At 71.0% G+C, this 23,914-nt stretch carries 21 protein-coding genes; 7 read left to right on the forward strand and 14 right to left on the reverse strand.

Features of this window, described 5'->3' with window-relative positions; genetic code table 11:
* Positions 1–349 precede the first annotated feature (349 nt).
* From ACFY3V_RS38885 to ACFY3V_RS38895, 3 genes are all read left to right on the forward strand, one after another.
* Entirely contained in the window at positions 350–1,735 is a 1,386-nt protein-coding gene (locus tag ACFY3V_RS38885) for a selenium-binding protein SBP56-related protein (RefSeq protein ID WP_389780351.1), read from the forward strand.
* Between the two features lie 58 nt (positions 1,736–1,793).
* Positions 1,794–2,420 (forward strand): hypothetical protein, encoded by a 627-nt coding sequence (locus ACFY3V_RS38890; RefSeq protein ID WP_362905306.1) that lies wholly within the window; start codon positions 1,794–1,796, stop codon positions 2,418–2,420.
* Between the two features lie 73 nt (positions 2,421–2,493).
* Entirely contained in the window at positions 2,494–3,735 is a 1,242-nt protein-coding gene (locus ACFY3V_RS38895; protein ID WP_389780353.1) for a serpin family protein, read from the forward strand.
* 162 nt (positions 3,736–3,897) lie between these two features.
* On the opposite strand, the gene ACFY3V_RS38900 is transcribed toward ACFY3V_RS38895, so the two are convergent.
* Entirely contained in the window at positions 3,898–4,731 is an 834-nt protein-coding gene (locus tag ACFY3V_RS38900; protein ID WP_362905310.1) for a hypothetical protein, read from the reverse strand.
* A gap of 119 nt (positions 4,732–4,850) precedes the next feature.
* Positions 4,851–5,591, reverse strand: coding sequence for a class I SAM-dependent methyltransferase (locus tag ACFY3V_RS38905; protein WP_362905312.1), 741 nt, complete (start codon positions 5,589–5,591; stop codon positions 4,851–4,853).
* 121 nt (positions 5,592–5,712) lie between these two features.
* Between ACFY3V_RS38905 and ACFY3V_RS38910 the strand changes: the two genes are divergently transcribed.
* Entirely contained in the window at positions 5,713–6,534 is an 822-nt protein-coding gene (locus ACFY3V_RS38910) for a MerR family transcriptional regulator (RefSeq protein ID WP_389780356.1), read from the forward strand.
* A gap of 81 nt (positions 6,535–6,615) precedes the next feature.
* On the opposite strand, the gene ACFY3V_RS38915 is transcribed toward ACFY3V_RS38910, so the two are convergent.
* Positions 6,616–7,053, reverse strand: a complete 438-nt coding sequence (locus ACFY3V_RS38915) for an SRPBCC family protein (protein ID WP_362905316.1) — start codon at positions 7,051–7,053, stop codon at positions 6,616–6,618.
* 398 nt (positions 7,054–7,451) lie between these two features.
* Positions 7,452–8,369 carry a YegS/Rv2252/BmrU family lipid kinase gene (locus ACFY3V_RS38920; RefSeq protein WP_350945853.1) on the reverse strand — a complete coding sequence of 306 codons (918 nt, stop codon included), beginning with the start codon at positions 8,367–8,369 and terminating at the stop codon, positions 7,452–7,454.
* 208 nt (positions 8,370–8,577) lie between these two features.
* On the opposite strand from ACFY3V_RS38920, the gene ACFY3V_RS38925 reads away from it, so the two are divergent.
* The 3 genes from ACFY3V_RS38925 to ACFY3V_RS38935 all read left to right on the forward strand — a co-directional run bounded on the left by ACFY3V_RS38925 (position 8,578) and on the right by ACFY3V_RS38935 (position 11,973).
* The gene (locus ACFY3V_RS38925) at positions 8,578–10,152 is read left to right on the forward strand and encodes an acyl--CoA ligase family protein (protein WP_362905318.1); all 1,575 of its coding nucleotides are present in this window, start codon (positions 8,578–8,580) and stop codon (positions 10,150–10,152) included.
* A gap of 175 nt (positions 10,153–10,327) precedes the next feature.
* Positions 10,328–11,107, forward strand: a complete 780-nt coding sequence (locus tag ACFY3V_RS38930; protein ID WP_362905320.1) for an IclR family transcriptional regulator — start codon at positions 10,328–10,330, stop codon at positions 11,105–11,107.
* Positions 11,108–11,115: 8 nt separating this feature from the next.
* Positions 11,116–11,973, forward strand: coding sequence for a fumarylacetoacetate hydrolase family protein (locus tag ACFY3V_RS38935; RefSeq protein ID WP_350945850.1), 858 nt, complete (start codon positions 11,116–11,118; stop codon positions 11,971–11,973).
* A 122-nt stretch (positions 11,974–12,095) separates the two neighbouring features.
* Here the strand turns inward: ACFY3V_RS38935 and ACFY3V_RS38940 are convergent, their stop codons facing one another.
* The 10 genes from ACFY3V_RS38940 to ACFY3V_RS38985 all read right to left on the reverse strand — a co-directional run bounded on the left by ACFY3V_RS38940 (position 12,096) and on the right by ACFY3V_RS38985 (position 23,796).
* Entirely contained in the window at positions 12,096–12,878 is a 783-nt protein-coding gene (locus ACFY3V_RS38940; protein WP_362926712.1) for a hypothetical protein, read from the reverse strand.
* Between the two features lies 1 nt (position 12,879).
* Entirely contained in the window at positions 12,880–13,824 is a 945-nt protein-coding gene (locus tag ACFY3V_RS38945) for a zinc-binding dehydrogenase (protein ID WP_389780360.1), read from the reverse strand.
* Positions 13,825–13,829: 5 nt separating this feature from the next.
* On the reverse strand, positions 13,830–14,756 hold the full coding sequence (locus tag ACFY3V_RS38950; RefSeq protein WP_362905326.1) for an NAD(P)-dependent oxidoreductase: 927 nt from the start codon (positions 14,754–14,756) through the stop codon (positions 13,830–13,832).
* Entirely contained in the window at positions 14,753–15,589 is an 837-nt protein-coding gene (locus ACFY3V_RS38955; protein ID WP_350945846.1) for an SDR family oxidoreductase, read from the reverse strand. The genes ACFY3V_RS38950 and ACFY3V_RS38955 overlap by 4 nt, the downstream gene beginning before the upstream one ends.
* A 38-nt stretch (positions 15,590–15,627) precedes the next feature.
* The gene (locus tag ACFY3V_RS38960) at positions 15,628–17,205 is read right to left on the reverse strand and encodes an ABC transporter substrate-binding protein (protein WP_362905330.1); all 1,578 of its coding nucleotides are present in this window, start codon (positions 17,203–17,205) and stop codon (positions 15,628–15,630) included.
* Positions 17,206–17,269: 64 nt separating this feature from the next.
* Entirely contained in the window at positions 17,270–18,226 is a 957-nt protein-coding gene (locus ACFY3V_RS38965; protein WP_350945844.1) for an ABC transporter ATP-binding protein, read from the reverse strand.
* Positions 18,223–19,257, reverse strand: a complete 1,035-nt coding sequence (locus ACFY3V_RS38970) for an ABC transporter ATP-binding protein (RefSeq protein ID WP_362905333.1) — start codon at positions 19,255–19,257, stop codon at positions 18,223–18,225. The genes ACFY3V_RS38965 and ACFY3V_RS38970 overlap by 4 nt, the downstream gene beginning before the upstream one ends.
* Positions 19,254–20,126, reverse strand: coding sequence for an ABC transporter permease (locus ACFY3V_RS38975; protein WP_350945842.1), 873 nt, complete (start codon positions 20,124–20,126; stop codon positions 19,254–19,256). Before ACFY3V_RS38975 ends, ACFY3V_RS38970 begins: the two co-directional genes overlap by 4 nt.
* Complete coding sequence (locus ACFY3V_RS38980; RefSeq protein WP_350945841.1) at positions 20,123–21,118, reverse strand: ABC transporter permease; 996 nt, start codon at positions 21,116–21,118, stop codon at positions 20,123–20,125. Before ACFY3V_RS38980 ends, ACFY3V_RS38975 begins: the two co-directional genes overlap by 4 nt.
* A complete protein-coding gene (locus ACFY3V_RS38985; RefSeq protein WP_362905337.1) occupies positions 21,115–23,796 on the reverse strand; it encodes a family 78 glycoside hydrolase catalytic domain in 2,682 nt (893 codons plus the stop codon). The genes ACFY3V_RS38980 and ACFY3V_RS38985 overlap by 4 nt, the downstream gene beginning before the upstream one ends.
* Positions 23,797–23,914 lie beyond the last annotated feature (118 nt).

Below are 23,914 nucleotides of genomic sequence, written 5' to 3' on the forward strand. Positions count from 1 at the left end.
GGGGGGGGGGGGGGGGTGGGGGGGGGGGGGGGGGGGGGGGTTGTGGGGGGGGGGGGGGGGGGGGGGGGGGGGGGGGGGGGGGCCCGGGCGGGGGGGGGGGGGGGGGCGCCCCCCCCCCCCCACCTCTCCCCTGTTAGGCGCCCTTTCCGCGAGTCTCTCGAAACCTCCGACGGCCACCCCTACGGGAAGATCTCCGGTCGCGCGAGCGGCCCTCTCGTTTCACCGGCCAGGAGACCGTGAGGAGGTGCCCCCGTCCGCACCGGTCACACAAAATGACCACTGGACAACAGGCAGTTTTCCTACATGATTAGTTGGGTACCGATTCCGGCTACGAGTTCAGGAGTTCGCCGTGGCACTCATCCAGCCCGACCCCACCTTCTACCCGTCGGCCCGTGAGGCCATGACGGCCCCGAAGGAGGAACTCGCCTACGTCGCACTGCTCGCCGCGACCGGCGACGGCCGGCCCGACGGGCTCGCCACGATCGACCTGTCGACCGGGACGATCGCCGACGTGCACGACATGTCCGTCCCCGGCGACGAGCTCCACCACTTCGGCTGGAACGTGTGCAGCGCGGCCCTGTGCCCGTACGCGCCCCACCCGCACGTGGAGCGCCGCTACCTGGTCCTTCCCGGTCTGAGGTCCAGCAGAATCTACATTTTCGACGTCAAGGACGACCCCCGGAGCCCCAAGCTCGTCAAGACGATCGAACCGGAGACGATCTTCGAGAAGACCGGCTACAGCCGCCCGCACACCGTCCACTGCGGCACCGACGCCATCTACGTCAGCGCGCTCGGCGACGTGGACGGCGACGCGCCCGGCGGGATCTTCACGCTCGACCACGACACCTTCGAGCCGAAGGGCCGCTGGGAGGCCGACCGGGGGACACAGCGGCTGCACTACGACTTCTGGTGGCACCTCGGGCATGACACGATGATCTCCAGCGAGTGGGGAACACCCAACCAGATCGAGCCGGGACCCTCGCTGGAGCTTCTGGTCGGCCGACAGTACGGCCACCGGCTGCACGTCTGGGACCTGGCCAAGCGCAGACACCTTCAGGAGATCGACCTGGGCGACCAGCATCAGATGGCCCTGGAGCTTCGTCCCGCCCACGACCCGACCAAGACCTACGGCTTCGTCAACACCGTGATCAACGTCGAGGACCTGTCGGCCAACATCTTCACCTGGTACCTGGAGAACGGCGTCTGGAAGGCGCGCAAGACGATCACGATCCCGGCCGAGCCCGCCGACCCCGACCTGCTGCCCGAGCCGCTCAAGCAGTTCGGCGCGGTGCCACCGCTGGTCAGCGACATCTCACTCACCCTCGACGACCGCATCCTGCTCGTCTCCGCCTGGGGCACCGGCGAGCTCAAGGCGTACGACGTCTCCGACCCGTTCGCGCCACGCGAGACCGGCTCGGTCCGGATCGGCGGGATCGCCAGGCGTGACGGCCACCCGGCGGCTCGGGGCCGGGCGCTGAACGGAGGGCCGCAGATGGTCGAGGCGAGCAGGGACGGACGGCGGGTCTATTTCACCAACTCGCTCTACCGCTCCTGGGACGACGTCTTCTACCCCGACGGCATCTCCGGCTGGATGGCGAAGGTGGACATCGCCGACGACGGTTCGATCGCCCTCGATCCGGACTTCTTCGTCGACTTCTCCTCCGACGGCCGCCGCGCGCACCAGATCCGTCTGCAGGGTGGCGACTCCTCCTCCGACTCCTACTGCTTCCCGTGATCCCGGCCACCTTCCCACCGGACGTCGACACCTTCCCACTCCCCGCGAGGCGCACCCGATGGATCTGACGTCCCTGCTCATCCTGGCCGGGCTCGGTGCCTTCCACGGCCTGAACCCGGCCATGGGCTGGCTCTTCGCGGTCGCGCTCGGGCTGCAGGAGCGCTCTCGCGAAGGGGTGCTGCGCGCGCTGCCGCCCATCGTGCTCGGCCACGCGGGCTCGGTGCTGATCACGCTCGTACTGGTGTCGGCGGCCCGGCTGGCCGCCCCGCCGAAAGCGGTCTCGTACGGCGTGGCGGCCGTGGTCTGCGGGTTCGGACTCTGGCGGCTGCTGAGACGGCGCCATCCCCGCTGGGTCGGCATGAAGGTGACGAAGTGGCAGCTGGCCGGGTGGTCGTTCCTGATGGCCACCGCTCACGGGGCCGGGCTGATGGTGCTCCCTGTCGCCCTGCACAGCGGACATGGCGGGCACGGGGGTCACGAAGGGCACGACGCCGCCGCGCTTGCCTCGCAGAGCCTGCTGACGACCGGGGTGCACACGGTGTCCATGCTGGTGACGACGACCGTTCTGGCCCTCGTCGTCTACGAGCGGCTCGGCGTGGCGGTGCTCCGCAAGGCGTGGTTCAACCTCGACCTCGCCTGGGCCGTCGCCCTCATCGGGGCCGGTGCCTTCGCCGCGATCACCTGATGCCGCCCGGCACGCGACCCGAAGCCCGCGCGAACCGGGTGAACCGCCTGGCGGCGGCGTACGTTTCAGGATCATGCGCCGACTGTTACCCACCCTGCTGGCCGTCGCCGCCCTCTCGGCGTGCGCCATGACCTCCTCCAGCGTGATCACCGCGAAGGGGGTGGAACGGGAGACTCCGAAGGATCCTCCGATCAAGGAGACCGTACGCGGTCTGACCTCCTTCGGGCACGCCCTGTTCGCCGCGACCGCGAAACCCGGGGCCAACACCGTCCTGTCGCCTCTGAGCATCGGTTACGCCTTCGGCCTGGCGAGGGCGGGAGCCGCTGGAGACACCGCCATCGAACTCGACGCGGTCTTCGGCTTCCCCTCAGGCGGTCCGCACACCTCGCTCAACGCGCTCACCAGGCAGATCGTCACGACCGACGCTCCGCCTCCCCTTCCGGAACCGGACGCGGAGCGGGACGCCCAGGCGGGCGCGCCCGAACCACCGGTCGTGGGCATCGCCAACGACCTGTTCACCCAGGAGGGGTTGGACGTCAAGCCCGAGTTCCTGCGTACGCTCGCGGCGCAGTACGGCACGGGCGTGCGCCAGGTGGACTTCACCGGGGACGCCACGGAGGTCATCAACGCCTGGGCCGAGGAGCGGACCGCGGGGCGGATCAGAAAGGTGTTCGACGACCTGCCCGCGCGGACCAGGCTGGTCATCGCCAACGCCGTTTACCTGCGGGCCGACTGGACGGTGCCGTTCACCGACGCGCCGGAGGAGGGCGCCGCCTTCACCCGCGCGGACGGTACGACGACACGCACGACCCTGATGCGCAAGGACGGCTTCCTCCCGTACGCGGCGGGATCCGGCTGGCAGGCCGTGGAGTTGCGCTACGCCGGGGACGAGCTGGCCATGTGGGTCCTCCTGCCGCGAGCGGGCGATTCCCCAGGTGACCTGCTCTCCCCCGCCGTGATGGCGGAGGTGGCGCGCGGGCTTGAGGAGCGGCCGGTGCGGCTCGCCATGCCCCGGTGGGACTTCTCCACGAGCCTGGATCTGGCGGAACCGCTCGCGAGACTGGGGCTGCGGGGGACCGACTACTCGGGGATCACCGACGGAGCCCTCCTCGACCAGGCGGTCCACCGCGCCAACATCACCGTGGACGAGTGGGGTACCGAGGCCGCCGCCGTCACCGGTCTCGCTTTCGTCGTGTCGGGCCCGCCCGCACCGGAGGCCGAGGTCCGTGCCGACCACCCGTTCGCCTTCGCGATCGTCCACCGGCCGACGCTGACCCCACTGTTCATCGGCCAGGTCGGCGACCCGGCCGCATGAGGGCGCCCGGCCGTGTGAGGGCGCCCGGCCGCGTGAAAGCGACCTGATCGCGTGAAAGCGAGCCGACCGGGTGAAAGCGATTCGGCCCGCCTGGCGGAAGGCCCGCGAAGACCCCGCTGTCCGGCGGGAGGTGACCGCGCGCGAGCGCGACCTTTCGCGGGCTCAGCGGGAGAAGGGGAGCAGGCCCTTGTCCACCACGGTCCGGCCGAAGACGCGGGCCAGCTCCGCCAGGCGGGCCAGTTCGTCGTCGGAGAGCGCGGCGTACGCGGGCAGCGCCAGCTCGTCGGTGCGGTCCTCGATCCGCTGCCTGAGCGCCGCGCCCTCCTCGGTGAGCTCGTCGCCGGCGAGCAGGCCGCGTCCGCGCAACCCTTCCTCGGCCGAGGCCCACTCCTCCTCGGGCCAGTCGCGGCTGAGCTTGAGGAACACCGTGGGGACGTGCCCGGCCGCGGCGTGCAGGACCAGCGCGTCCAGCGGGCCGACGCCCTCGGCCAGCAGGGTCGCGACGTGCCCGTCGCCCCGGAACTCACGAAGCAGCGTCTGGGCGTGCCAGAGCCGTTGAAGCGGCTCGGAGGGCCAGGGCAACGCGGCGTGCGCGGCGAACAGCGGGCGCCCCTGGGGGTGCTCGCACGCCCTCTCCGCGGCGCGGACGGCGAGTTCCGTCGTCTCGGCGAGGGTGTCGATCTCGTGGATCCCGGCCCGGCGCAGTGCCGCTCCCGCGGCTTCGAGGCGGGCCGCGAGCAGCTTCTCCGGGGTCGTGACCTGCCACGCGGCAGGAAGGGCGCGCCGCACCAGGGCGGGGTGGAAGTTGTAGAAGGTCGCGATGACCAGCTCGGCGGAGGCGGTGCCGAAGGCCGCGGCACGGGAGGCGAAGTAGCCGGCTCGCTCATCGAGGCCGAGCGCGGCGTAGCGCTCGGTGGCCTCGGGCACGAAATAGATCATCCCGTGGACGGGCTCCAGGCGGCGCCAGGATTGACGGGCGAGCCGGACGTCGGTCATCACGCCTCCAGGTCGATGGAACGGTCGGGGCCCTCGGTCTCGTGCCGGGCGAAGCCGGCACTCCTCGGACAAACCGACCGGCCGGTCTCCAGGAACCTATTCCTACCCACCAGTAGCCGTCAACGGCGGCGCACCACGAAGACGCCCCAGCCGAGGTATCGCCTGCCGTACTCGACGTGCGAGCGACGGGAGCGCTCCAGGAAGTCGCGCACCTCCCCGACCTCCGGATCGTCGGGGTTGCCGCGCAGCCAGTCGCTCAGCGTCCACCACTGGCTCGCCATGTAGCGGTCCCAGCTGTCGGGGTCGGCGAGGACCATCTCCAGCACCTCGACCCCCGCCGCCTCGAACCGGTCGAACGTCCCGGCCAGCGAGGTGAAGTCGTCCGGGCCGAAGCCGAACGACTCGTACGCCCCGGCGGGCGGCTCGGAGGTCCAGTACGGCTCGCCGACGAGGAGGATCCCGTCGTCCTTCAGCGCGGGGAGCATCAGCTTGACCGTTCCCTCCAGCCCGCCGCCGATCCAGGTCGCCCCCAGACAGGACACGACGTCGAACGCGCCCGCCTCCGCCCGGTAGGCTCCCGCGTCGCCCTTCTCCAGGCTGACGTGATCGGCCACCCCGAGTTCCTCGACCCTGGCGCGCGCCGCGTCGAGGAAGACGTCGCTGATGTCGACGCCGACCCCCTCGATCCCGTGGGCGAGGGACCACCGGCAGAGCATCTCCCCCTTGCCGCAGCACAGATCGAGCAGGCGCATTCCCGGCCGGAGCCTGGCGATCTCGCCGAGCAGCGCGAGCTTGTCGTCGGTGAACGGGTTGAGGATGCGATGACCGCCCTCGGCGATCTCGTGAAAACGCAGCGACATGGTCGCCATACTCACCCGGTGCCGAACCGCCGGACAACCGGTTATCTCCGGGCGCTCCCCCGGGGAAGGGCCGGGAGGGGTTGCGGCTGACACGGTGTCAGCCCCTATACCTGAAAGCACCATGTTCAGTATCGGAGAGTTCTCCCAGCTCGGCCAGGTGTCGGTGCGCATGCTGCGCCACTACGACGCGATCGGCCTGCTCAGGCCCGCCCATGTCGACCCGGACAGCGGACACCGCTTCTACCGGGCCGACCAGCTGTCCCGGCTCAACCGCGTCATCGCCCTGAAGGATCTCGGCCTCACCCTGCGCCAGATCTGTTCGATCCTGGACGAGCGGGTCGACGCCGCGGAACTGTACGGGATGTTGCGGCTGCGCCGCGCCGAGTTGGAGGGGCGGATCGCGGCGGACACGGCCAGGCTCCTCCGAGTGGAGGTACGGCTCACGACGATCACCAAGGAAGGTCACATGCACCCGGAAGAGGTCCTTCTCAAGCCGATCCCCTCGACACGCGTGGCGGAACTCACCGCCGTCGCGGCCAGTTACGAAGGCGAGGACATAAGCCCCGTCATCCAGCCCCTCTTCACCGAGCTGTGCCGGCGCCTCGACGTGGCCGGCGTGAAGGTCACCGGGTACGGCATCGCCCGCTACGAACCCGAGGCCGACGGCCGGGTGATCGTGCACGCCGGGCTGGAGGTCGCCGCGGAGACGAGCGACGACCACGACTTCGCCGTCGTGGACCTGCCGGAGATCGAGCAGGCCGCCACGATCATCCACCGCGGCTCGATGGAGGAGGTCGGCCCGACGTTCCAGACGCTGGCCCACTGGATCGACGAGCACGGCTACCGGGGTGTCGGGCTGGCCCGGGAGGTCTCCATCGACTGTCCCGAGGGCGACTACGACAACTGGGTGACCGAGCTGCAGATGACGGTCACCCGGGCGTGACGAACACCGCGGGCGGCGATCACCCACGGTCCGGCGTCGTGAACGACGGGCCGCAGAGGCGATCTCCACCCGTGGACGACGTCACACGTCCGAGGTGACCAGGTCACCGAGGCGGCGGGCGTTCCGCTGGAGCTTGCGCCTGAGCATGCGTCCGAGAATGGGAGCGCGCAGGCGTAGCAGCCCCGGGGGCCTCACCTGGAACCAGATGGTCAGCAGGCATCGGTCGTCATCCAGGGGCACGACCGATCTGCCGCCCACGACCTCGATTCCCGACGTCCCCCGCCAGAGGAACTCCCTTCCGGGCACCACCGAGGTCACCACACCGCTGATGTAGTAGACGCCTCCGGCGAAACGGAACATCTCCTCGGTGGTGGTGCCCGGGACGACGATTCCCGGCGGGTCGGGCGCCATCGTGGTCACGCCCGCACGCCAGCGGGGATCCTGGCCGAAGTCGGCGACGATGCGCCATATGTCGGCCGCGGGGTGGTCCATCTCGATCGAGACCCTCACCTCGATCACAGCTCGTACACGGTCCCTGCCGGCCTCTCGGACGCGGTCCGCGGGCGGGCCCGGGCAGCGTCGGCGGCGTCGTTGCCGTCGCGTGAAGCCGGAGCGGAAAGGACCGGCACGGGGTCCCTACGGGGGCCCGGCGGGGCGTCGTGTTCGCCGCCGGGGGCGACGTTCTCCGTCCAGTGTTCCCCGGTCATCGCCCCGCTCTTTCCCGTTAAGCGAAATCAGTCGATGAACCATATCGAATATGTATTTGTCATGAATGCTAACTAAAAGGGGGTTTCGGGGGGCGTCGGGACGCCCCCCCGAATGTCGCGCGGGCCGACACCGATGCACGACGCCCCACGATCGGCACCGATCAGAGCCGGCGGCTCACGATCGTCGTCGGCCTGGCCGGCGATCCACGATCACGGCTGGTCGGAGCCGGCGGACTCGGGGACACGGATGGTGATGCCGCCGGGCACGACCTTGGCCTTGAGCTCGGTGACGCTGCCCTTGGCGCCGCCGTCCAGCTCGTAGGTCATGGGAGTGGCGAACGTGGCGGTCATCTTGCGCGCCCGGGTCATCCTGACGAACGGCGACTCGTCGGACCGCCCCACGCTCATCCGGCCGAGCACGCGGGCCCACTGGATCGGCCCCTCCGCGGTGGTCACGCCGATCTCCAGCCATCCGTCGTCGGGACGCGCGTCGTCGAACGCCTCGACACCGCCGGTGATGGTGCCGACGTTGCCCAGCAGCAGACAGCTCGCCTCACCCTCGAACCACGTCACGCCGTCGATCTTGACCTTCATCCGCACGAGCTCTCCCCGGACGTGGCGCAGCCCCGTCCAGACGTACGCCACCCGCCCCAGACGGTCCTTCAGCCCTCGATCGGCGTCCTCGATCATCGCCGCGTCGAAGCCGACCCCGGCCATCACCGCGAAGTGCTCGCCGTTGACCTTTCCGAGGTCCAGCTTCCTGCTCTCGCCGTGGAAGGCGATGTCCACGGCCTTGGGCAGGTCCTCGGGGATGCCCAGGTTCTGCGCGAAGAGGTTCGCCGTCCCCGCCGGGAGGATGCCGACCGTGACGCCGGAGCCCGCGAGCGCGTCCACGCAGCGCTGCACCATGCCGTCGCCGCCCCACACCAGGACCAGGTCGGCCCCTTCCTTCAGCGCCTTCTTCGCCTTCTTCGGCGCCTTCTTGCTCTTGGGCACCTCGTACCAGAGCAGTTCGCCGACGCCCTCGTCGGCGAGCAGCCTGCGCAGCTCGTCAAGCCCGCCGCCGAACGTCTTCTTCTGGTGGGCGATCACCGCGACCGTGCCGACCTTCTGCTTCCGGGGCAGCATCTGACCTCCTGTAACGCCACGTCGGATACCCCAACGGCTGCCCTCACCCCGAACCGGCAAACGTCGCCGCCCACCGGAGGGATCCCTCCCGCACCCGGGTCGTTCGCCGCCCGGCCCGGCCATTGAGTTCACATATATGAACAGCTTGACAGCATACGGAACCCGCCTGACAATGGGCCGCGAAGCCCCACAGAGAGGCGGAGTTGCCGTGTCGGCTCATGTCAGTCGGACGCCCGACGCGGGCGTCGTCGCAGGTCTGAGTTTCGAGGCCCTCACCCCGACGGCCTTCCTGGACCGGGCCGCGGCGGTCCACGCCGACCGCACGGCGGTGATCGACGGGCCACTCCGGCTGACCTACCGCGAGCTGCACGAGCGGTGCCTGCGCCAGGCGGGCGCGCTCGCCGCCCTGGGGGTGCGCCCCGGCGACCGCGTCGCCGTGCTCGCCGCCAACACCCCGCTGCTCCTGGAGTCGCATTTCGGCGTGCTGTACGCGGGAGCGGTGCTCCTCACCCTCAACATCAGGCTCTCGGCGGAGGAGTTGCGCCACATCGTCCGGCACTCGGGTGCCCGGCTGCTGATCTTCGACCCCGAGTTCGCCGAACTCGCCGAGGCGGTCGCCGAACCGCTGGAAGACCTGAGAGCCGTGGGCCCGCTGGAGTACGAGCGGCTGCGCGCCGACGCCGCGCCACACCGGGTGCCCGTGACGGACGAGCACGCGCTGATGGCCCTCAACTACACCAGCGGAACCACCGGCCATCCCAAAGGGGTCATGTACCACCACCGGGGCGCCTACCTCCAGGCGCTGGCCATGGTCGCCCACTTCCGCCTCACCCAGGAGGCCGTCTACCTCTGGACGCTGCCGATGTTCCACTGCAACGGCTGGGCGTTCCCCTGGGCCGTCACGGCCGTCGGCGGGGTCCACGTCTGCCTGCGCGGAGCCGACCCGCACCAGGTGTGGCGACTGATCGCCGCCGAGCGGGTCACCATGCTGTGCGCCGCGCCCACGGTGCTGATCTCCCTGGTCGAGGCCGCCCCCGCGTCACCCGACGGCCATCGGGTGACGGTCGCGGTCGGCGGCGCGCCGCCGTCGCCCACCCTGCTCCAGGGCTGCGCCAGGGCCGGCTTCGACGTCACCCACCTGTACGGCCTGACCGAGACGTTCGGCCCCGCGGCCATCTGCGACTGGCGGCCCGAGTGGTCGGCCCTGCCGATCGGCGAGCAGGCGCTGCTCCGCGCCCGCCAGGGCGTCTCGAACCTGGTCTCGTGCGCGATGCGCGTCCTCGACGCCGAAGGCCGGGACGTGCCCCGGGACGGGGAGACGATCGGCGAGGTCGCGCTGCGGGGCAACACGGTGATGCTCGGCTACTACCGGGACGAGGAGGCCACCCGGGCCGCCGCGCCCGACGGCTGGTTCCGCACCGGCGACCTCGGCGTGCTGCATCCGGACGGCTACCTGCAACTGCGTGACCGCGCCAAGGACATCATCGTCTCCGGCGGGGAGAACATCTCCTCGATCGAGGTCGAGGCGGCCCTGGCCAGTCATCCGGCGGTCCTGGAGGCGGCGGTGGTCGGCGTTCCCGACGAGCGCTGGGGCGAGCGTCCCTTCGCCTTCGTGACCCTGCGCCCCGGCGCGGAGGCCACCGCGGAGGAGCTGCGCGCGCACGTACGCGGCCGGATCGCCGCGTTCAAGGCGCCGGACAGGTTCGAGTTCGGGGAACTGCCCAAGACGTCCTCCGGCAAGATCCGCAAGGTGCCGTTGCGTGCCCGGGCCAATGCCCGCTGACACCGCCGGTCGAGGACGCGGACCACCGCGCGGAGCGAGCGGCACAGCCGGGCGTCCCCCGAGCGCGAACCGCCGCACCGGGCGGTCGACCGGAGCTTTCCCCACCCGTCAGCGAAGCGGGTAAGGTGCCACTAGCCGAACCTCGGTTTACCTACATGAACGGCCTTCCATCGCCATGAACCCACTTGTCAAGTCGGCGGACCGCACCCTCGCCATTCTGGACCTGCTGACCGACCATCGCGACGGCCTCACCCTGACCGAGATCCAGCGCCTGCTGGAGATCCCGAAGAGCAGCACCTACACGCTGCTCGTCACGATGGCCACCAGAGGGTTCCTGGAACAGGACGCCGAGACCCGGCGCTTCCGCGTCGGCATCCGGCTGTGGCAGGCGGGCCAGAGCTACGTCGCGGTCGCCGACCTGGAGCAGGCGGCGCTGCCGTACATGGAGGCGCTGCGGGACACCCTGAACGAGACCGTCCAACTGGCCACGCTCGACGGCACGGACAACGTCTACATCGCCAAGGTCGACCCCGACCAGCAGCTGCGCCTCGCCTCCCGCGTCGGCATCCGGCTGCCGGCCTACGCCACCGGGATCGGCAAGGCCCTGCTCAGCCAGCTCCGCGACGAGGAGATCGGGGAGCGGTTCGCCGAGGTCCGCTTCGTCCAGTACACCCCTCAGACCATCACGTCGCTGCCCCACCTGCTCGCCGCCGTGCGCGAGGTACGTGAGAACGGCTACGCGACCGACAACTCCGAGTACACCCCCGGCGTGTTCTGCATCGCCGCGCCCTTCAGCGGCCACCGGGGAGGCGGCCGCGCCGCGATCAGCGTCTCGATCCCCGAGATGCGCAAGACGCCGGCGCTCATCGCCACGACCATCGACAACGTCCGCTCGACCGCTCACCAGCTCTCGCTGCGCATGGGCTACCAGGTCGGCGCGGGCGGCAACGCGTAAGGACTCACATGGAACTCTTCCGGTTCGGCCCGGCCGGGTCAGAACGCCCCGCCGTACGGCACGAGGGTCGCGAGTACGACCTCACCTCGCTCACCGCCGACCTCGACGGCGCGTTCTTCGCGGCCGACGGCATCGAGCGGGTCGCCGCCGCCCTGGCCACGGGTGAGCTCACCGAGATCGACACGACCGGGCAGCGGATCGGATCGCCCGTCGCGCGGCCCGCCGCGGTGGTGTGCATCGGGATGAACTACGCCGCCCACGCGGCCGAGTCCGGCGCGGCCCCGCCGGAGCACCCCGTGGTCTTCCTGAAGCACCCGGGTTGCGTGGTCGGCCCCGGCGACGAGGTGATCCTCCCTCCCGGTTCGGTCAAGACCGACTGGGAGGTCGAGCTCGCCGTGGTGATGAAGCGCACCCCGCGCTATCTGAGCGACCCGGCCGAGGCCCTCGACTACGTGGCGGGCTACGCGCTCTCCAACGACCTGTCGGAGCGGGCGTTCCAGATCGAGGTGTCGGGCGGCCAGTGGTCCAAGGGCAAGTGCGCCGAAACGTTCAACCCGCTCGGCCCGGTGCTGCGGCCCGCGGCCGAGATCCGGCCCGACCGGCTGCGGCTGCGCTCCTGGGTCAACGGCGAGCCCCGGCAGGACTCCAGCACCGCCGACATGATCTTCTCGGTGCCCGAGCTCATCGTGCATCTGAGCAACCACATGCTGCTGCTGCCCGGCGACGTCATCAGCACCGGAACCCCCGAGGGCGTCGGTCTCTCCGGCCGCTTCCCCTACCTCAGGGCCGGCGACGTGGTGAGCGTGGAGATCGACGGGCTGGGCCGACAGGAGCAGAAGGTGGTGGACTACCGGCCCGTGTCCTGAGCGACGTCAGGGCACGGGCGAACGGCCCCGCGACCGGTCGCGGTACGGAAAAGACGACACGGAAAAGACGACACGGCAGGCCCGGCACCGCGCGATCGGTCGCGGTACCGGGCCCCTCGCGTTCACGAACCGGGGAGCTCCGCGACGACGCCGTCCGGGTAGCGGGTGAGCTGGTCGGCGTCGTAGATGGTCAGCGGCACGTCGGCCACCCTGCGGACCCGCTCGTGGGCCGCCATCGCCTCGTAGATGTTCTCGCAGATCCCGATGGGCTGGTCGGTGTCGAGGTTGCGGCGGGTGAAGTAGGCGTCGGTCACCGTGACCACGCCCGCCGTGCTGTCGATCTCCACGGCCATGGAGGCGCGGTGGTGCGAGCCGGTCCACCAGGTACGGATCCCCGGCACCACCTCGTCCTCGTCGGCGAGCAGCCGGACCCGGTCCCACGCGTCGTGGGTGAGATAGCCGAGCACGTCCGGCGGCAGGCAGGCCCAGCGGTCGTCGTGCGGGTGCCGCTTGGTGCGGTGGAAATGGGTCCAGCCACGCTCGGTCAGGCAGAACCGCGCGTTCGGGAACAGCGGGACGTTCGAGGTGGTGTAAAGCTGCAGCGGCGTCAGCAGGACATGGGTGACATCCTCCGGTGCGACACCGTGCGCGGCCAGCTGGTCGGGCAACCACTGGCCGGGCTCACGCCGCATCGCCGCGCGCTCGCCGAGGAAACCGGCCCACTGCTCGTTCATCGGGCCGAGGTCCTCGGCCGGTCCCGTGCCGACGAGCGCGGTGACCCCCTCGCCCTGGATCAGCACGGCCTGGAAGGCGAGCCGATACCACCGGTCCCAGTCCGACATCCAGTACACCTCGGGACCCGGAACGTCTCCGTCGCCCAGATGAAGCAGACGTACACCGAACATCTCACTCCCCTCCCCACGGGCGCAGCAGCGCCTTGACGACATCCTGTCGTCCTTCCATCAGCTCGCCGAAGATGACCGCGCCGTCGGCCAGGTCGAAACAGGACGCCCAGTCCAGCGTGAGGCTCCCCGCGAGCCTCACGGCGTCGGCGAACTCGGCCGCCGTGTAGCAGTACGAGCCGACGACACGCTTCTCCTCACGGACGATCTTCTGTCCGTCGAAGGCGGCGTCGCTGCTGAGCAGCCCCACCCACACGGCGGTGCCGCCCGGGCGCAGGTGCTGCACCGACACGCGGTGCGTCGCCGCCGCGCCGACGGCGTCCACGACGATGTCGAACTCGCCCCGCAGAGAGGTGGTGACGACGGTCGCGCCCAGGCGCTCGGCCACCTCCAGCCGCTCCCGCGACAGGTCGCAGACCACCACCTGGTCGGAGAACCGCCTGGCCGCGAGCATGGAGACCAGGCCGATCGTGCCGGCACCCAGCACGGCGACGCGGGCGCCCTCGGCCGGGCGGGCGAGGTTCAGCGCGTGCACGCCGTTGGCGAGGGGCTCGATCATCGCCGCCGTCTCGAACGACATGGACGGCTCGATCGGATGCAGGGCCTTCTCGGGTACGCAGACGTACTCCGCGAACGCCCCCGCCCGGTGGATGCCCAGGATGGCCCGCTCACGGCAGAGATGATCGCGGCCCAGCAGGCACAGGTCGCACACCCCGCAGCTGAGCAGGGGGTTGACCGTGACCCGGCGGCCGTCGGGGGTGGTCCCGGCGAACTCGTGGCCCATGATCAGCGGTGGCCGCCGGAAACCGCTGTCGCGGATGCCGTGCAGCTCGCTGCCGCAGATGCCGACCGCGCGGACCTGGACGAGGGCCTCACCGTCGATCGGCCGGGGGTCGGCGACATCGAGCAGCTCGACGGTGCTCGGCTTGGTGTAGACGAGAGCGCGCACCGTGCTCAGCCCGCCTTCAGCAGGTCACGCATGATCTCGGCGGCCCGCCGCTGCAGCATCGGCAGCGACCTCGTCGAGAGGTAGGCGACATGCGGGGTCACCAGCACGCGGTCGTGCCCGGCCAGCTCCGCCGAGATCCCCGACGGCGGCTCCCCCGCCAGCACGTCCAGCGAGGCGAAGCCCAGCGTGCCCGCCTCCAGCGCGGCCAGCAGCGCGGACTCCTCCACCAGGGCTCCCCTGGCGGTGTTGACCAGATGCCCGGCCGGACCGAGCGCCTCCAGCACCGTCCGATCGACGATGCCGCGGGTCTGCTCGGTCGAGGGCATGTGCAGCGTGAGGTGGTTGACGGCCGCGGCGAGGCCGGCCGGCGTCGCGTGCCCGGTGACGTCCGAGGGCAGGTCGACGACGTACGGATCCCACACGTGCACGGGGAAGCCGAGCGCGGTGGCGCGGCGGGCGACCTCACGGCCGATCCGCCCGAACCCGGCGATGCCCACCGGGTCCTCACCGGGACACAGCGGCGCGGCGATGCCCTCGGTGGTCCACCCCCGCACGGTGTAGGACCGGCTCGCCGCGACGAGCCTGCGGTTGTGGGCGTAGATCGACGCGACCGCGTGGTCGGCCACCTCCGCCAGGCAGTAGTCGTCCACGTTGCGGACCTCGATGCCCAGCCGGGCGGCGGCGGCGAGGTCGATGTTGTCCAGGCCGATCCCGTACCGCACGACCGCGCGCAGCCGGGGCAGGCCGGACAGGACCCGCTCGGTCAGCGGCGCCCACTGCACCAGCAGGCCGTCGGCGTCCGCGCCGACCTTGAGCACCTCCTCCTCGCTTCTGGCGTCGTGGTGGCTCACCTCGAACTCGGGGACCAGGACTCCGCGCTCGATGGAGCCGTCCCCCAGGTTGGTGTCGGTGATGACGATGTGCGTGTTCAACGCGGGTCCCTCGAATCGCTGTCGATGCGCGTCGCCGGAGCCGATCCGGCGAAGCTGGAGTTCTCGCCCAGGCCTTCGGGGCCCATGGCCAGATAGCCGCCGTCCACGGGCAGTTCCGCGCCGGTGATGAAGCTGGCGTCGCTGGAGCACAGGAAGGCGATGGCGCGGGCCACCTCGTCCGGCTCGCCCAGGCGGCCCAGCAGGTGGAAACGGCCCCAGACCGGTTCGACGGCGGCCCGGTCGCCGTTCGCGGCCCGGCTCACCTCGGGGGTCCAGATCCAGCCGGGGCTGACCGCGTTGACCCGGATACCGTCCGGAGCGAGGTCCATCGCCATGCACTTGGTCAGGGTCAGGATGGCGCCCTTGGTGGCGTTGTAGGTCCAGCGGGCGGGCTGCGCGACGTGGGCCGAGATGCTGGCGGTGTTCACGATCGCGCCCGCCCCGGAGCGGGCCAGCAGCGGATGCGCCGCCTGCACCACGTTGCCGATGCCCTGCACGTTGACGCGGAGCACCCGCTCCCAGTCGGCCGCCGTCACGTCCAGGCCCCTGGCCAGGAAGTTCACCGCGCAGTTGACCACCGCGTCCAGGCGGCCGTGCGCGGCCTCGATGCCGGCGACGGCGCGGCGCACCGCCTCGCCGTCGCCGACGTCGACCACCTCGGCACTCGCCGTGCCGCCCATCCGCTCGATCGCCTCGCGAGTGGCGGCCAGGCCGGTCTCATCGACGTCGAACCCGATCACGTGCATGCCGCGCGCGGCGAAGCGCAGAGCCGTGGCCGCGCCGATACCCGACGCGGCGCCGGTCACGACGCCGACACGATCGGTCCAGTCCATCTTCGTCCTCCCCTTCGGTCAGGCGTCCGGTCGCGAGGTCAGTCCGACACCCACGCGTTCAGGAAGCTCGGCACGCTGTAGCGCAGCCGGCTCGGCTCGTCGAGGTCGACGCTGTGCACCCGCTTGGACCAGATGAAGCCGATCGGCGTGCTGGTCGTCCACACCCACGGGAGCTTGGTGGTCAGGACGGCGTCCGCCTCGTTCCACAGCTTCTTCTGCTCCTCGGGGCTCCCGGCGACACGGGCCGCCTCGACCTTCTCGTCGAAGGCGTCGTCCTTGAACCCGCCGGTGTTCAGGTCGCCGCCCGAGTGCAGGAACCGGTACGGCAGCAGGTCGGGGGTGAGGAATCCGGCCATCGTCCAGCAGATCGCCCCGTACTTCTTGCCGAAGAACTGCGCCAGCCAGGCGGAACTCTCCAGCGCGTCCAGCTTCACGTCGAATCCGGCCGCCTTGAGCTGGGAGACGATGACGTCACTCGCCGCCCGGGCGTTGTTGCAGGTGTAGGTGAAGGAGGCCTTCTTCCCCGTCTCGCTCTCGTACGCCGCGATCAGCTCCTTGGCCCCCGCGAGGTCGTACTCCGGGACGGCCTCGGTGCCGTGGAAGGGGTTGCCCTCGGGGAAGAGGCTCACGGCCGGCTTGCCCAGTCCCTCGGTGGTCAGGTCGACGATCTCCTGGCGGTTGAGCGCCTTCGACACCGCCTGGCGGACCCGCTCGTCGTCGAAGGGGGGCCTGGTCACGTTGAGGATGATGCTGTCCTGGTCACCGCCGACGCCCTGGACGAAGTTGACCTGGGTGTTCGTCGTCGCCGTCTTCATCAGCGTCGAGGAGGTGGTCGCCATCAGGTCGATGTCCCCGGCCAGCAGCGCCTGGTAGGCACTCTGCGGGTCGGCGATGGTCTTGACCACGACCTTGTCCAGGTAGGCCTGCTTGTCCTTGTTCCAGTACTCGGGGTTGCGGACCAGTTCCACCGGGCTGCCCGGCGACCACGACTGGAGCTTGTACGGCCCGGCCCCGGCGGCGTGCGCGGTGTAGTCGTCGCCGTGCTTCTTCAACGCCGTCGGGGAGGCCACGTACCCGGCGGTGCCGGAACCGTCGTAGGAGAACACGTACGGCAGGTTGCTGAAGGGCTTCTTCATCTTGATGACGACGGTGCTGTCGTCCTTCACCGCGACGGAGTCGACGGAGGACAGCAACGCGGCGGCGGTCGAGCCCTCGGCCCTGTTGCGGTCGAGGTTGAACTTCACGGCCTCGGCGTCGAAAGGCGTGCCGTCGCTGAATTTGACGCCCGTGGGCAGCGTCATCTCCCAGCTCATCTTGTCGTCGCTCTCGACCAGGGACCTGGCCAGGTTCGGCTCCGGCCGGTCACCGATCTTCGGCACCGTCATCAGCGTGTCGTAGACCGCCGAGCCGATCAGCGCCATCGTGTTGGCGGAGCCCTTGGAGGGGTCCAGCGTGGTCAGGTCGGCCCCGGCGGCGACGGTGAGGGTGCCCCCCGCCTTCGGGGCGGCGTCGGCGGCGGCTCCCGAAGGAGAGGCGGCGGTGCCGCTCTGCACCGTGCAGGCGGCCAGGGTGACCACGGTGACGGGCGCGATGAGCAGGGCGATCGCCCGGCTCACACGGCTACCCCTATATGGGACGCGCATTGCCTTGCCTTCTTTCTCAAAAGGGGAAGAGCGGTGGTCAGCGGACGGCGGGCTCGAACGGGTGGTGGCAGGCGACCTCGTGCCGCGGGGACAGTTCGTCCAGCGGGGGCGGGGTGGTCGTGCACACCGAGGTGACGGAGGGGCACAGCGCGGCGAAGCGGCAGCCCGGCAGGAGCCGGCCGTCCACGTCGTCGCTCCCGGTCCTGGTGCGGATTCTGGGCGCGGGGTCGTCGTCCGGCTCCAGCGAGGGCACGGCGTCCTGGAGGGCGACCGAGTAGGGGTGGCGGGGACTGTTGGCGATGTCCGGTGCGGTGCCCCGCTCGACGACCCGCCCGGCGTACATCACGGCGGTCCGGTCGCACAGGGACGCGACCACGCCGAGGTCGTGGGAGATGAACAGCATGGCCAGGCCCTGCTCGGTGCGCAGTTCGGCCAGCAGTTCCAGGATCTGCGCCTGGATGGAGACGTCCAGCGCGGAGACCGGTTCGTCGCAGACGAGCACCTCGGGCCGCAGGATCGTGGCCCGCGCGATCGCGGCCCGCTGGCACTGGCCGCCGGAGACCTCGTTCGGGCGGCGGAGCGCCATCTGCTCGGTGACGCCGACCCGGTCGAGCTCGGCCAGCGCCCGTGTGCGCCGTTCCTGCCGCGTGCCCTGGCCGTGCACCCGCAACGGCTCGGCGACCGAGTCGAGCAACGACCTCTTCGGGTTGAACGACGCGGCCGGGTTCTGGAAGATCGCCTGCACCGACGCCCGCAGCCGCCGCTCGTGGACGCCCACCGGCGTGCCGTGCAGTGTCAGCCGGCCGCTGCTCAGCGGTACCAGCCCGAGCATCGCCCGCGCCGTGGTGGACTTCCCGCAGCCGGACTCCCCGACCAGGCCGAGGATCTCTCCCCGATAGAGCCGCACCGAGACGTCCGAGACGGCTTCGGGTCCGTTGCCGTACCGCACGGAGCCGTTCTCCAACGTGAAGATCGGCTGCTTGCCTTCCGTCATCGGCTCGCCTTTCCCGGGTGCCAGCAGGCGTACTCGTGGCCGGGGACGTCGCCGAGCGCGAGCAACGGCGGCTGCTCGTCGCGGCAGCGTGCCGAGGCGTGCCCGCACCGGGGGCCGAAACGGCAGCCGGGGGGTGGGTTCAGCAGGTTGGGCGGCTGCCCGGGGATCGGCCGCGGCAGGGACTGCTCCGTCGCGCGGTGCCGCGGGATCGCGGCCATGAGCGAGCTGGTGTAGTGCATGCTCGGCCGGGCGAAGACGGCACCCACCGGCCCTCGCTCGGCGATCCTTCCGGCGTACATCACGGCGACCTGGTCGGTGTGGCGGCCGACGACGCCGAGGTCGTGGCTGACCATCACCAGCCCGATCCCGAAGCTCGCGCACAGCTCGTCGAACAGGTCGAGGATGCGGGCCTGCACGGTGACGTCCAGCGCGGTGGTCGGCTCGTCGGCGAACAGGAGCTTGGGGCGGCAGGCGACGGCCATCGCGATGGCCACCCGCTGGCGCATTCCGCCGGACAGCTCATGGGCGCGGGAGTGGACGCGCCGGGCGGCCTGCGGGATGCCCACGGTCTCCAGCAGCTCGACGGCCCGCGCCGCGGCCTGGCGGCGGGTCACCTCGGGGTCGCGGCGGACCGCCTCGGCGATCTGCTCGCCGATCGGCGTGATCGGGTGCAGCGCGCTCAGCGGATCCTGGAAGACCATCGCGACCTCGCGCCCCCACAGGGCACGGCGGCGGCGCTCCTTGAGATCCAGCACCGAGTGCCCGGCGATCACGACCTGGCCGCTGATCCGGGCCGTGCCCGCTCTGGTGAGTCCCATCGCGGTGCGGGCCAGCACGCTCTTGCCGGACCCGGACTCCCCGACGATGCCCAGGCGCTCGCCGTAGCCGAGTTCGAGGCTCACATGGTCGACCGCGCGGACCGTCCCGGCGCCGGTCGGGAACTCCACGACCAGGTCCCGGATGCTCAGCAGCGCGTCGCCGGCGCCCGGGGTCGCGGCAGGGGTGACATCGGAGGTCGTGTTGAGAGTCATCGCACACCTGCCGTCGCGGCGTCGGAACGGGACAGGAAACGGTCGGCGATCAGGTTCAGGCCCAGGATGGTGAGCAGCATGAACATCGAGGGCACCGCGACGAGGCGCGGATCCTCGCTGATGAAGATCCGGCCACTGTTGATCATGCTTCCCCAGGAGGGCTGCTCCGGCGGCACGCCCATCCCCAAAAAGCTCAGGCCCCCCTCGATGAGGATCGCAGAACCCACGCTGACCAGCGCGTACGCCATGACGGGCTGGAGGATGTTGGGCAGCACGTCACGCACCACGATCGACCACGTGCGGGTGCCGATCACCTGACTCGCCTCGACGTACTCCCGACCCGCCACCGACATCGTCTGCGCCTTGGCCAGCCGGACGAACACCGGCGTCATCGGCACCAGGATCGCGATCATCACGTTGCCGACCGAGGGCCCGAGGAACGAGGCCAGCGCCAGTGCCAGCACCAGCCCGGGGAAGGCGAGGATCACGTCCACCACGAAGGAGACGACCGCGTCCACCCAGCCCCTCAGGTAACCCGCGAGCATGCCGAGCGGCACTCCGATGAGGGCGGCCGCGGCGACCGAGCCGAACCCGATCCCGAGCGAGATCCTCGCCCCGGACAGGGCTCGGGCGAGCAGGTCACGACCGTAGTTGTCGGTGCCGAGCCAGTGCTGGGCGGAAGGACCGCCGAGCCGTTCGGCCGACGACATCGTCTCGGTGTCGAGCTGGAGGAACAGCGGCAGGGCCAGCGCGGCGAGGGCGAGGAACCCGAGCCAGGTGAGCGACAGCGCGTCGGTCAGCCGCCAGGTGCGCAGCCGCCGTCGCCATGTGCTCGCGGCGCCCACGGCGGGAAGAAGTCCTGTGCTCACGCGACCGGCACCTCCCGCGCGCGCCCGGCCTGACGGCCGGCCGTCCGCGTCTTTCGCAGCCGGGGGTCGATGAAGCCGTACAGCAGGTCCACGACCGCGTTGATCAGTACGAACGACGTGGCCGCCACCAGCACGACCCCCTGCACGGTGACGTAGTCGCGGGCACTGACCGACTGGGCCAGGATCGACCCCAGTCCGGGCAGGCTGAACAGGTTCTCGATGATCACACTCGACCCGATCAGCACGCCCGCCACCACTCCGATCGAGGTGGTGAGCCCGAGCAGGCTGGGCCGGAACGCGTGCCGCACGGCCATCCGCAGCGGCGAGATCCCCTTGGCACGTGCCACGTTCATGAACTCCTGTCCGTATGTCTCGACCAGGTCGGCCCGCAGCACCCGCTGGTAGAGCGCGGCCGGACCGGCGGCGAGCGCGAGGGCGGGCAGGAACAGCGAGCCGAGGTTCTGTCCCAGTCCGGCGCTGATCGGGACGAAGCCGTTGGCCGGGTACAGTCCGAGCTTGATCGCGAACACCCAGATCAGCACGAACGCGAGGACGAAGGAGGGCACCGAGACGGCCACGAACACCAGTGAGCTGATGCCGCGGTCCACCACGGTCCCCCGTTTGATCGCGGCGACCGCCGCGAGGGGCACGGCCGCCGCGAGCGCGATGATCTGGCTGAGGACGATGAGCTCGACGGTGACCGGCGCCCGCGCCAGGATGATGTCGGCGACCGGCTGCCGGTTGGCGTAGGAGCGGCCGAAGTCGCCCCGCAGGATGTCGCCCAGCCAGTTCACGTAGCGGTCGGCGAGCGGCCGGTCCAGCCCGAGTTCCTGGCGCAGGGCCGCCACCGACTGGGGGGTGCCCGACTCGCCGAGGATCGCCCTGGCCGGGTCTCCTGGCAGCAGGTTGAGGCTCAGGAAGCACAGGGTCGACACCACGATCAGCACGGCCGCCAGCCGGGCCAGCCGCAGCAGCACTCTCCGCGTCCTCATCGCGGGCCCAGGTGCACGCGGACCGTGTGGCGACCGGGGCCGAGCCGGACGTGCCCCGCCGGAGTCGGAGACGGGGTCGCGTCCCCGGCCTCCAGCGCGGCGCCGACCGGCGCGTGCACGGTCGCGTACGCGGCCCCCGGCACCTCCAGCTCGTGCTCGACGACCTCGCCCGACCATCTCCAGTGGCTGCGGATCGGACCGACCGGACTGTCGTAGCCGGCCCTGACCCAGTCGAGCTCGCGGGTGTAGCGGGCGCGCACGGCGACCTCGCCGGTCCAGGTGGTCTCGGTGGCGTCGATGCCCGCCACCCCCTCGAAGAGGTGACGGCCGACCGCACCGAGGGCGCAGTGGTTGAAGGAGTTCATCTCGGCGGTGGCCAGCGACCCGTCCGGTTCGATGCCGTCCCACTTCTCCCAGATCGTCGTCGCGCCCTGGCCGACCATGTAGAGCCAGCCGGGCATCTGGTCGCGGAGCAGCAGCCCGGTGGCGAAGTCGGCGTGCCCGTGGGCGCTCAGGACGGGGAGCACGTGCTCGACGCCGTGGATCCCCGCGGTCACGTGTCCGATCCGCTCGATGTTCTCGCGGAGCCGGTCCGCCGTCGCCCGCGCGGCCTCGCCTCGCACCAGGCCGTACCCGACGGCCTGGGCGTAAGCGGTCTGGGTCGCCTCCTTGATGTCGCCGTCGGGCAGCAGGAACGCCTCCAGGTACGCCTCGCGGATCCGCTCGGCCCTCGCCGCGAGCCGCGCCGCCTCGCCGTCCTCGCCCAGCCGGCGGGCGATCTCCGACAGCTGGACGAAGGAGCGGTAGCTGTGCGCGGTCCCGACGATCGGCCGGGGTGTGGTCGAGTACGCGCCGGTGTACTCGAACCCGGTGTGCCGCGGGAGCCCGTCGCGCTCCGGCAGGGAGAGCCAGTCCCCGAAGTCCGCGCCGGTCTGGTTCACCCGCAGGCCGTCGGGGTTGGCGCGGTCGACATGGCCGAGGAAGCGCGTCATGGGCTCGAACAGGCGCCGCGCGGTCTCCAGCTCGCCGTAGCGCTGGACGAGCAGGTGCACCAGCCGGACGAAACCGTCGGACCAGCCTGGTGCCCCCGGTCTCAGCGTGCTCGGCGGCACGGCCGGGGCGTAGTTGCGGATGATCCCCTCGGCGTCCTGGGTGTCGGCCGCGTCCTGCGCGAACTTGGCCACGAACGCGGAGACGTCGAAGTGGTAGGCGGCGGTCGGGGCGATCACTCCCGCGTCGCCCAGCCAGCCGTGCCGTTCGTCCCGCTGCGGACAGTCGGTCACCGCCTCCAGGAAGTTGTCCCGTACGGTCCACTCCACGTTGCTCGCCAGCCGGGTCAGCCGGTCGTCGGAGCACTCGAACCAGCCCGTCCTGCTGGGCAGCCCGGTGACGGAGCACGCCTCGATCGAGGTCTCGGGCAACACGTCGTAGGCGCCGTACGGCGTCGTCCCCGGTAGCCCCCACACCTCGGCGTAGCGGAAGCCGTGCATCGTGAACGAGGTCTCCAGGCGGTGCGGCCCCGGGTCGGGAACGGTGTAGTGGTCCTCCTGGAAGGCGCCGCGCAGGTTGTCGCGGTAGACCAGCCGGTCGGGCGTGAGAATCTCGCCGTGCCGCACGATCAGTTCGACGGAGGGCGCGCAGGGCGTGGTGAGCCTGGTCCAGCCGACCAGGTTCTGCCCGAAGTCGAAGACGGCCGGGCCGCGCGCGTGCGTGTGGACCAGCTTGCCGGGGTGCGTCCGGTAACCGGTGATCGAGTCGTGCGGCTGCGGCAGGACCAGCTCGGGCGCTGCGGTGAAGGGCAGCGCCGGAGCCCACCCGCTGTCGTCGAACCCGTTCAGGTGCCAGCCCTCGGGCTCCTGGCGCAGGTCCTGGATCTCGCCGCGCAGCAGGTCGGAGGCGAGGAGCGCGCCGTGGCCGGTACGCCACTCCTCGTCGGTGCCCACGACGGGGACGCCGTCGACCTCCAGTTGCGCCAGGAAGGCCGGGCGGTCGCCGTAGTAGCCGGGCTCGCGGAGCAGGCCGAGGCGTCCCGCGTACCAGCCCTTGGCCAGGACGGCGGTGAGGGTGTTGCGGCCGCGCCGCAGCGCCGCCGTGCCGTCGAAGGTCTGGTGGTGGACGCGGACGGCGTAGTCGGTCCAGCCTGGCCGGTACAGCTCGCCGGAGGTCAGCTCGACCCCGTTGAGCCAGAGGCGGTAGAGGCCGAGCGCGCTCGCGTACACCCGGACCGAGCCCATGTCCTCGACGTCGAACTCGCGTCGCAGGTAAGGGCAGGGGTCCCAGCTCTCGCGCGGGAACGCCACCGGCTCGGCGCGGATCCATCCGGCCCGCCAGTCGGCGGCGGAGGTGAGCCCGACCTCCCATGAGGCGATGTCGCCGGTCAGGCGCAGGCCGGAACGATCCAGGGCGGTGACCGTCCAGTACAACCTCTGGCGCGAGGTGGGTTCCGGGCCGCCGTAGCCGACCCAGGGGCGCTCGCCACCGCCCGACCACAGCAGCGGGCCGTCCCTCAACGCGCGCTCCGAGGCGGCGACGGACACCTCGAAGAACGTGCCGGGATCGATCCGGGCGTCGGGCGAGACCGACCAGGACAGGCGTGGCGGCGTGCCCGGCATGCCCAACGGGTCGACGCGCCCTCCGGTGCGCGGCGAACTCAACGCCGGGCTTGTCTGCTGCCTCATCATCGCGAACTGCCCTTCTGGTTTACGGCCCTCCGGAACGCGCCTTTGTAACGCACTGTTCACACGAGCGGAATCGTGCGCTACCTCGCCCCGAACTGTCAAGGATGAGAACCGAAGT

The organism is Streptosporangium sp. NPDC000095, assembly GCF_042899335.1.
In the GTDB taxonomy this organism is placed as follows: Bacteria; Actinomycetota; Actinomycetes; order Streptosporangiales; family Streptosporangiaceae; genus Streptosporangium.

Coding starts and splice junctions, on each gene's coding strand:
- ACFY3V_RS38890 (WP_362905306.1), top strand. CDS start 1,794: ATGGATCTGACGTCCCTGCTCATCCTGGCCGGGCTCGGTGCCTTCCAC.
- ACFY3V_RS38895 (WP_389780353.1), top strand. CDS start 2,494: ATGCGCCGACTGTTACCCACCCTGCTGGCCGTCGCCGCCCTCTCGGCG.
- ACFY3V_RS38900 (WP_362905310.1), bottom strand. CDS start 4,731: ATGACCGACGTCCGGCTCGCCCGTCAATCCTGGCGCCGCCTGGAGCCC.
- ACFY3V_RS38905 (WP_362905312.1), bottom strand. CDS start 5,591: ATGTCGCTGCGTTTTCACGAGATCGCCGAGGGCGGTCATCGCATCCTC.
- ACFY3V_RS38910 (WP_389780356.1), top strand. CDS start 5,713: ATGTTCAGTATCGGAGAGTTCTCCCAGCTCGGCCAGGTGTCGGTGCGC.
- ACFY3V_RS38920 (WP_350945853.1), bottom strand. CDS start 8,369: ATGCTGCCCCGGAAGCAGAAGGTCGGCACGGTCGCGGTGATCGCCCAC.
- ACFY3V_RS38930 (WP_362905320.1), top strand. CDS start 10,328: ATGAACCCACTTGTCAAGTCGGCGGACCGCACCCTCGCCATTCTGGAC.
- ACFY3V_RS38935 (WP_350945850.1), top strand. CDS start 11,116: ATGGAACTCTTCCGGTTCGGCCCGGCCGGGTCAGAACGCCCCGCCGTA.
- ACFY3V_RS38940 (WP_362926712.1), bottom strand. CDS start 12,878: ATGTTCGGTGTACGTCTGCTTCATCTGGGCGACGGAGACGTTCCGGGT.
- ACFY3V_RS38955 (WP_350945846.1), bottom strand. CDS start 15,589: ATGGACTGGACCGATCGTGTCGGCGTCGTGACCGGCGCCGCGTCGGGT.
- ACFY3V_RS38965 (WP_350945844.1), bottom strand. CDS start 18,226: ATGACGGAAGGCAAGCAGCCGATCTTCACGTTGGAGAACGGCTCCGTG.
- ACFY3V_RS38970 (WP_362905333.1), bottom strand. CDS start 19,257: ATGACTCTCAACACGACCTCCGATGTCACCCCTGCCGCGACCCCGGGC.
- ACFY3V_RS38980 (WP_350945841.1), bottom strand. CDS start 21,118: ATGAGGACGCGGAGAGTGCTGCTGCGGCTGGCCCGGCTGGCGGCCGTG.
- ACFY3V_RS38985 (WP_362905337.1), bottom strand. CDS start 23,796: ATGAGGCAGCAGACAAGCCCGGCGTTGAGTTCGCCGCGCACCGGAGGG.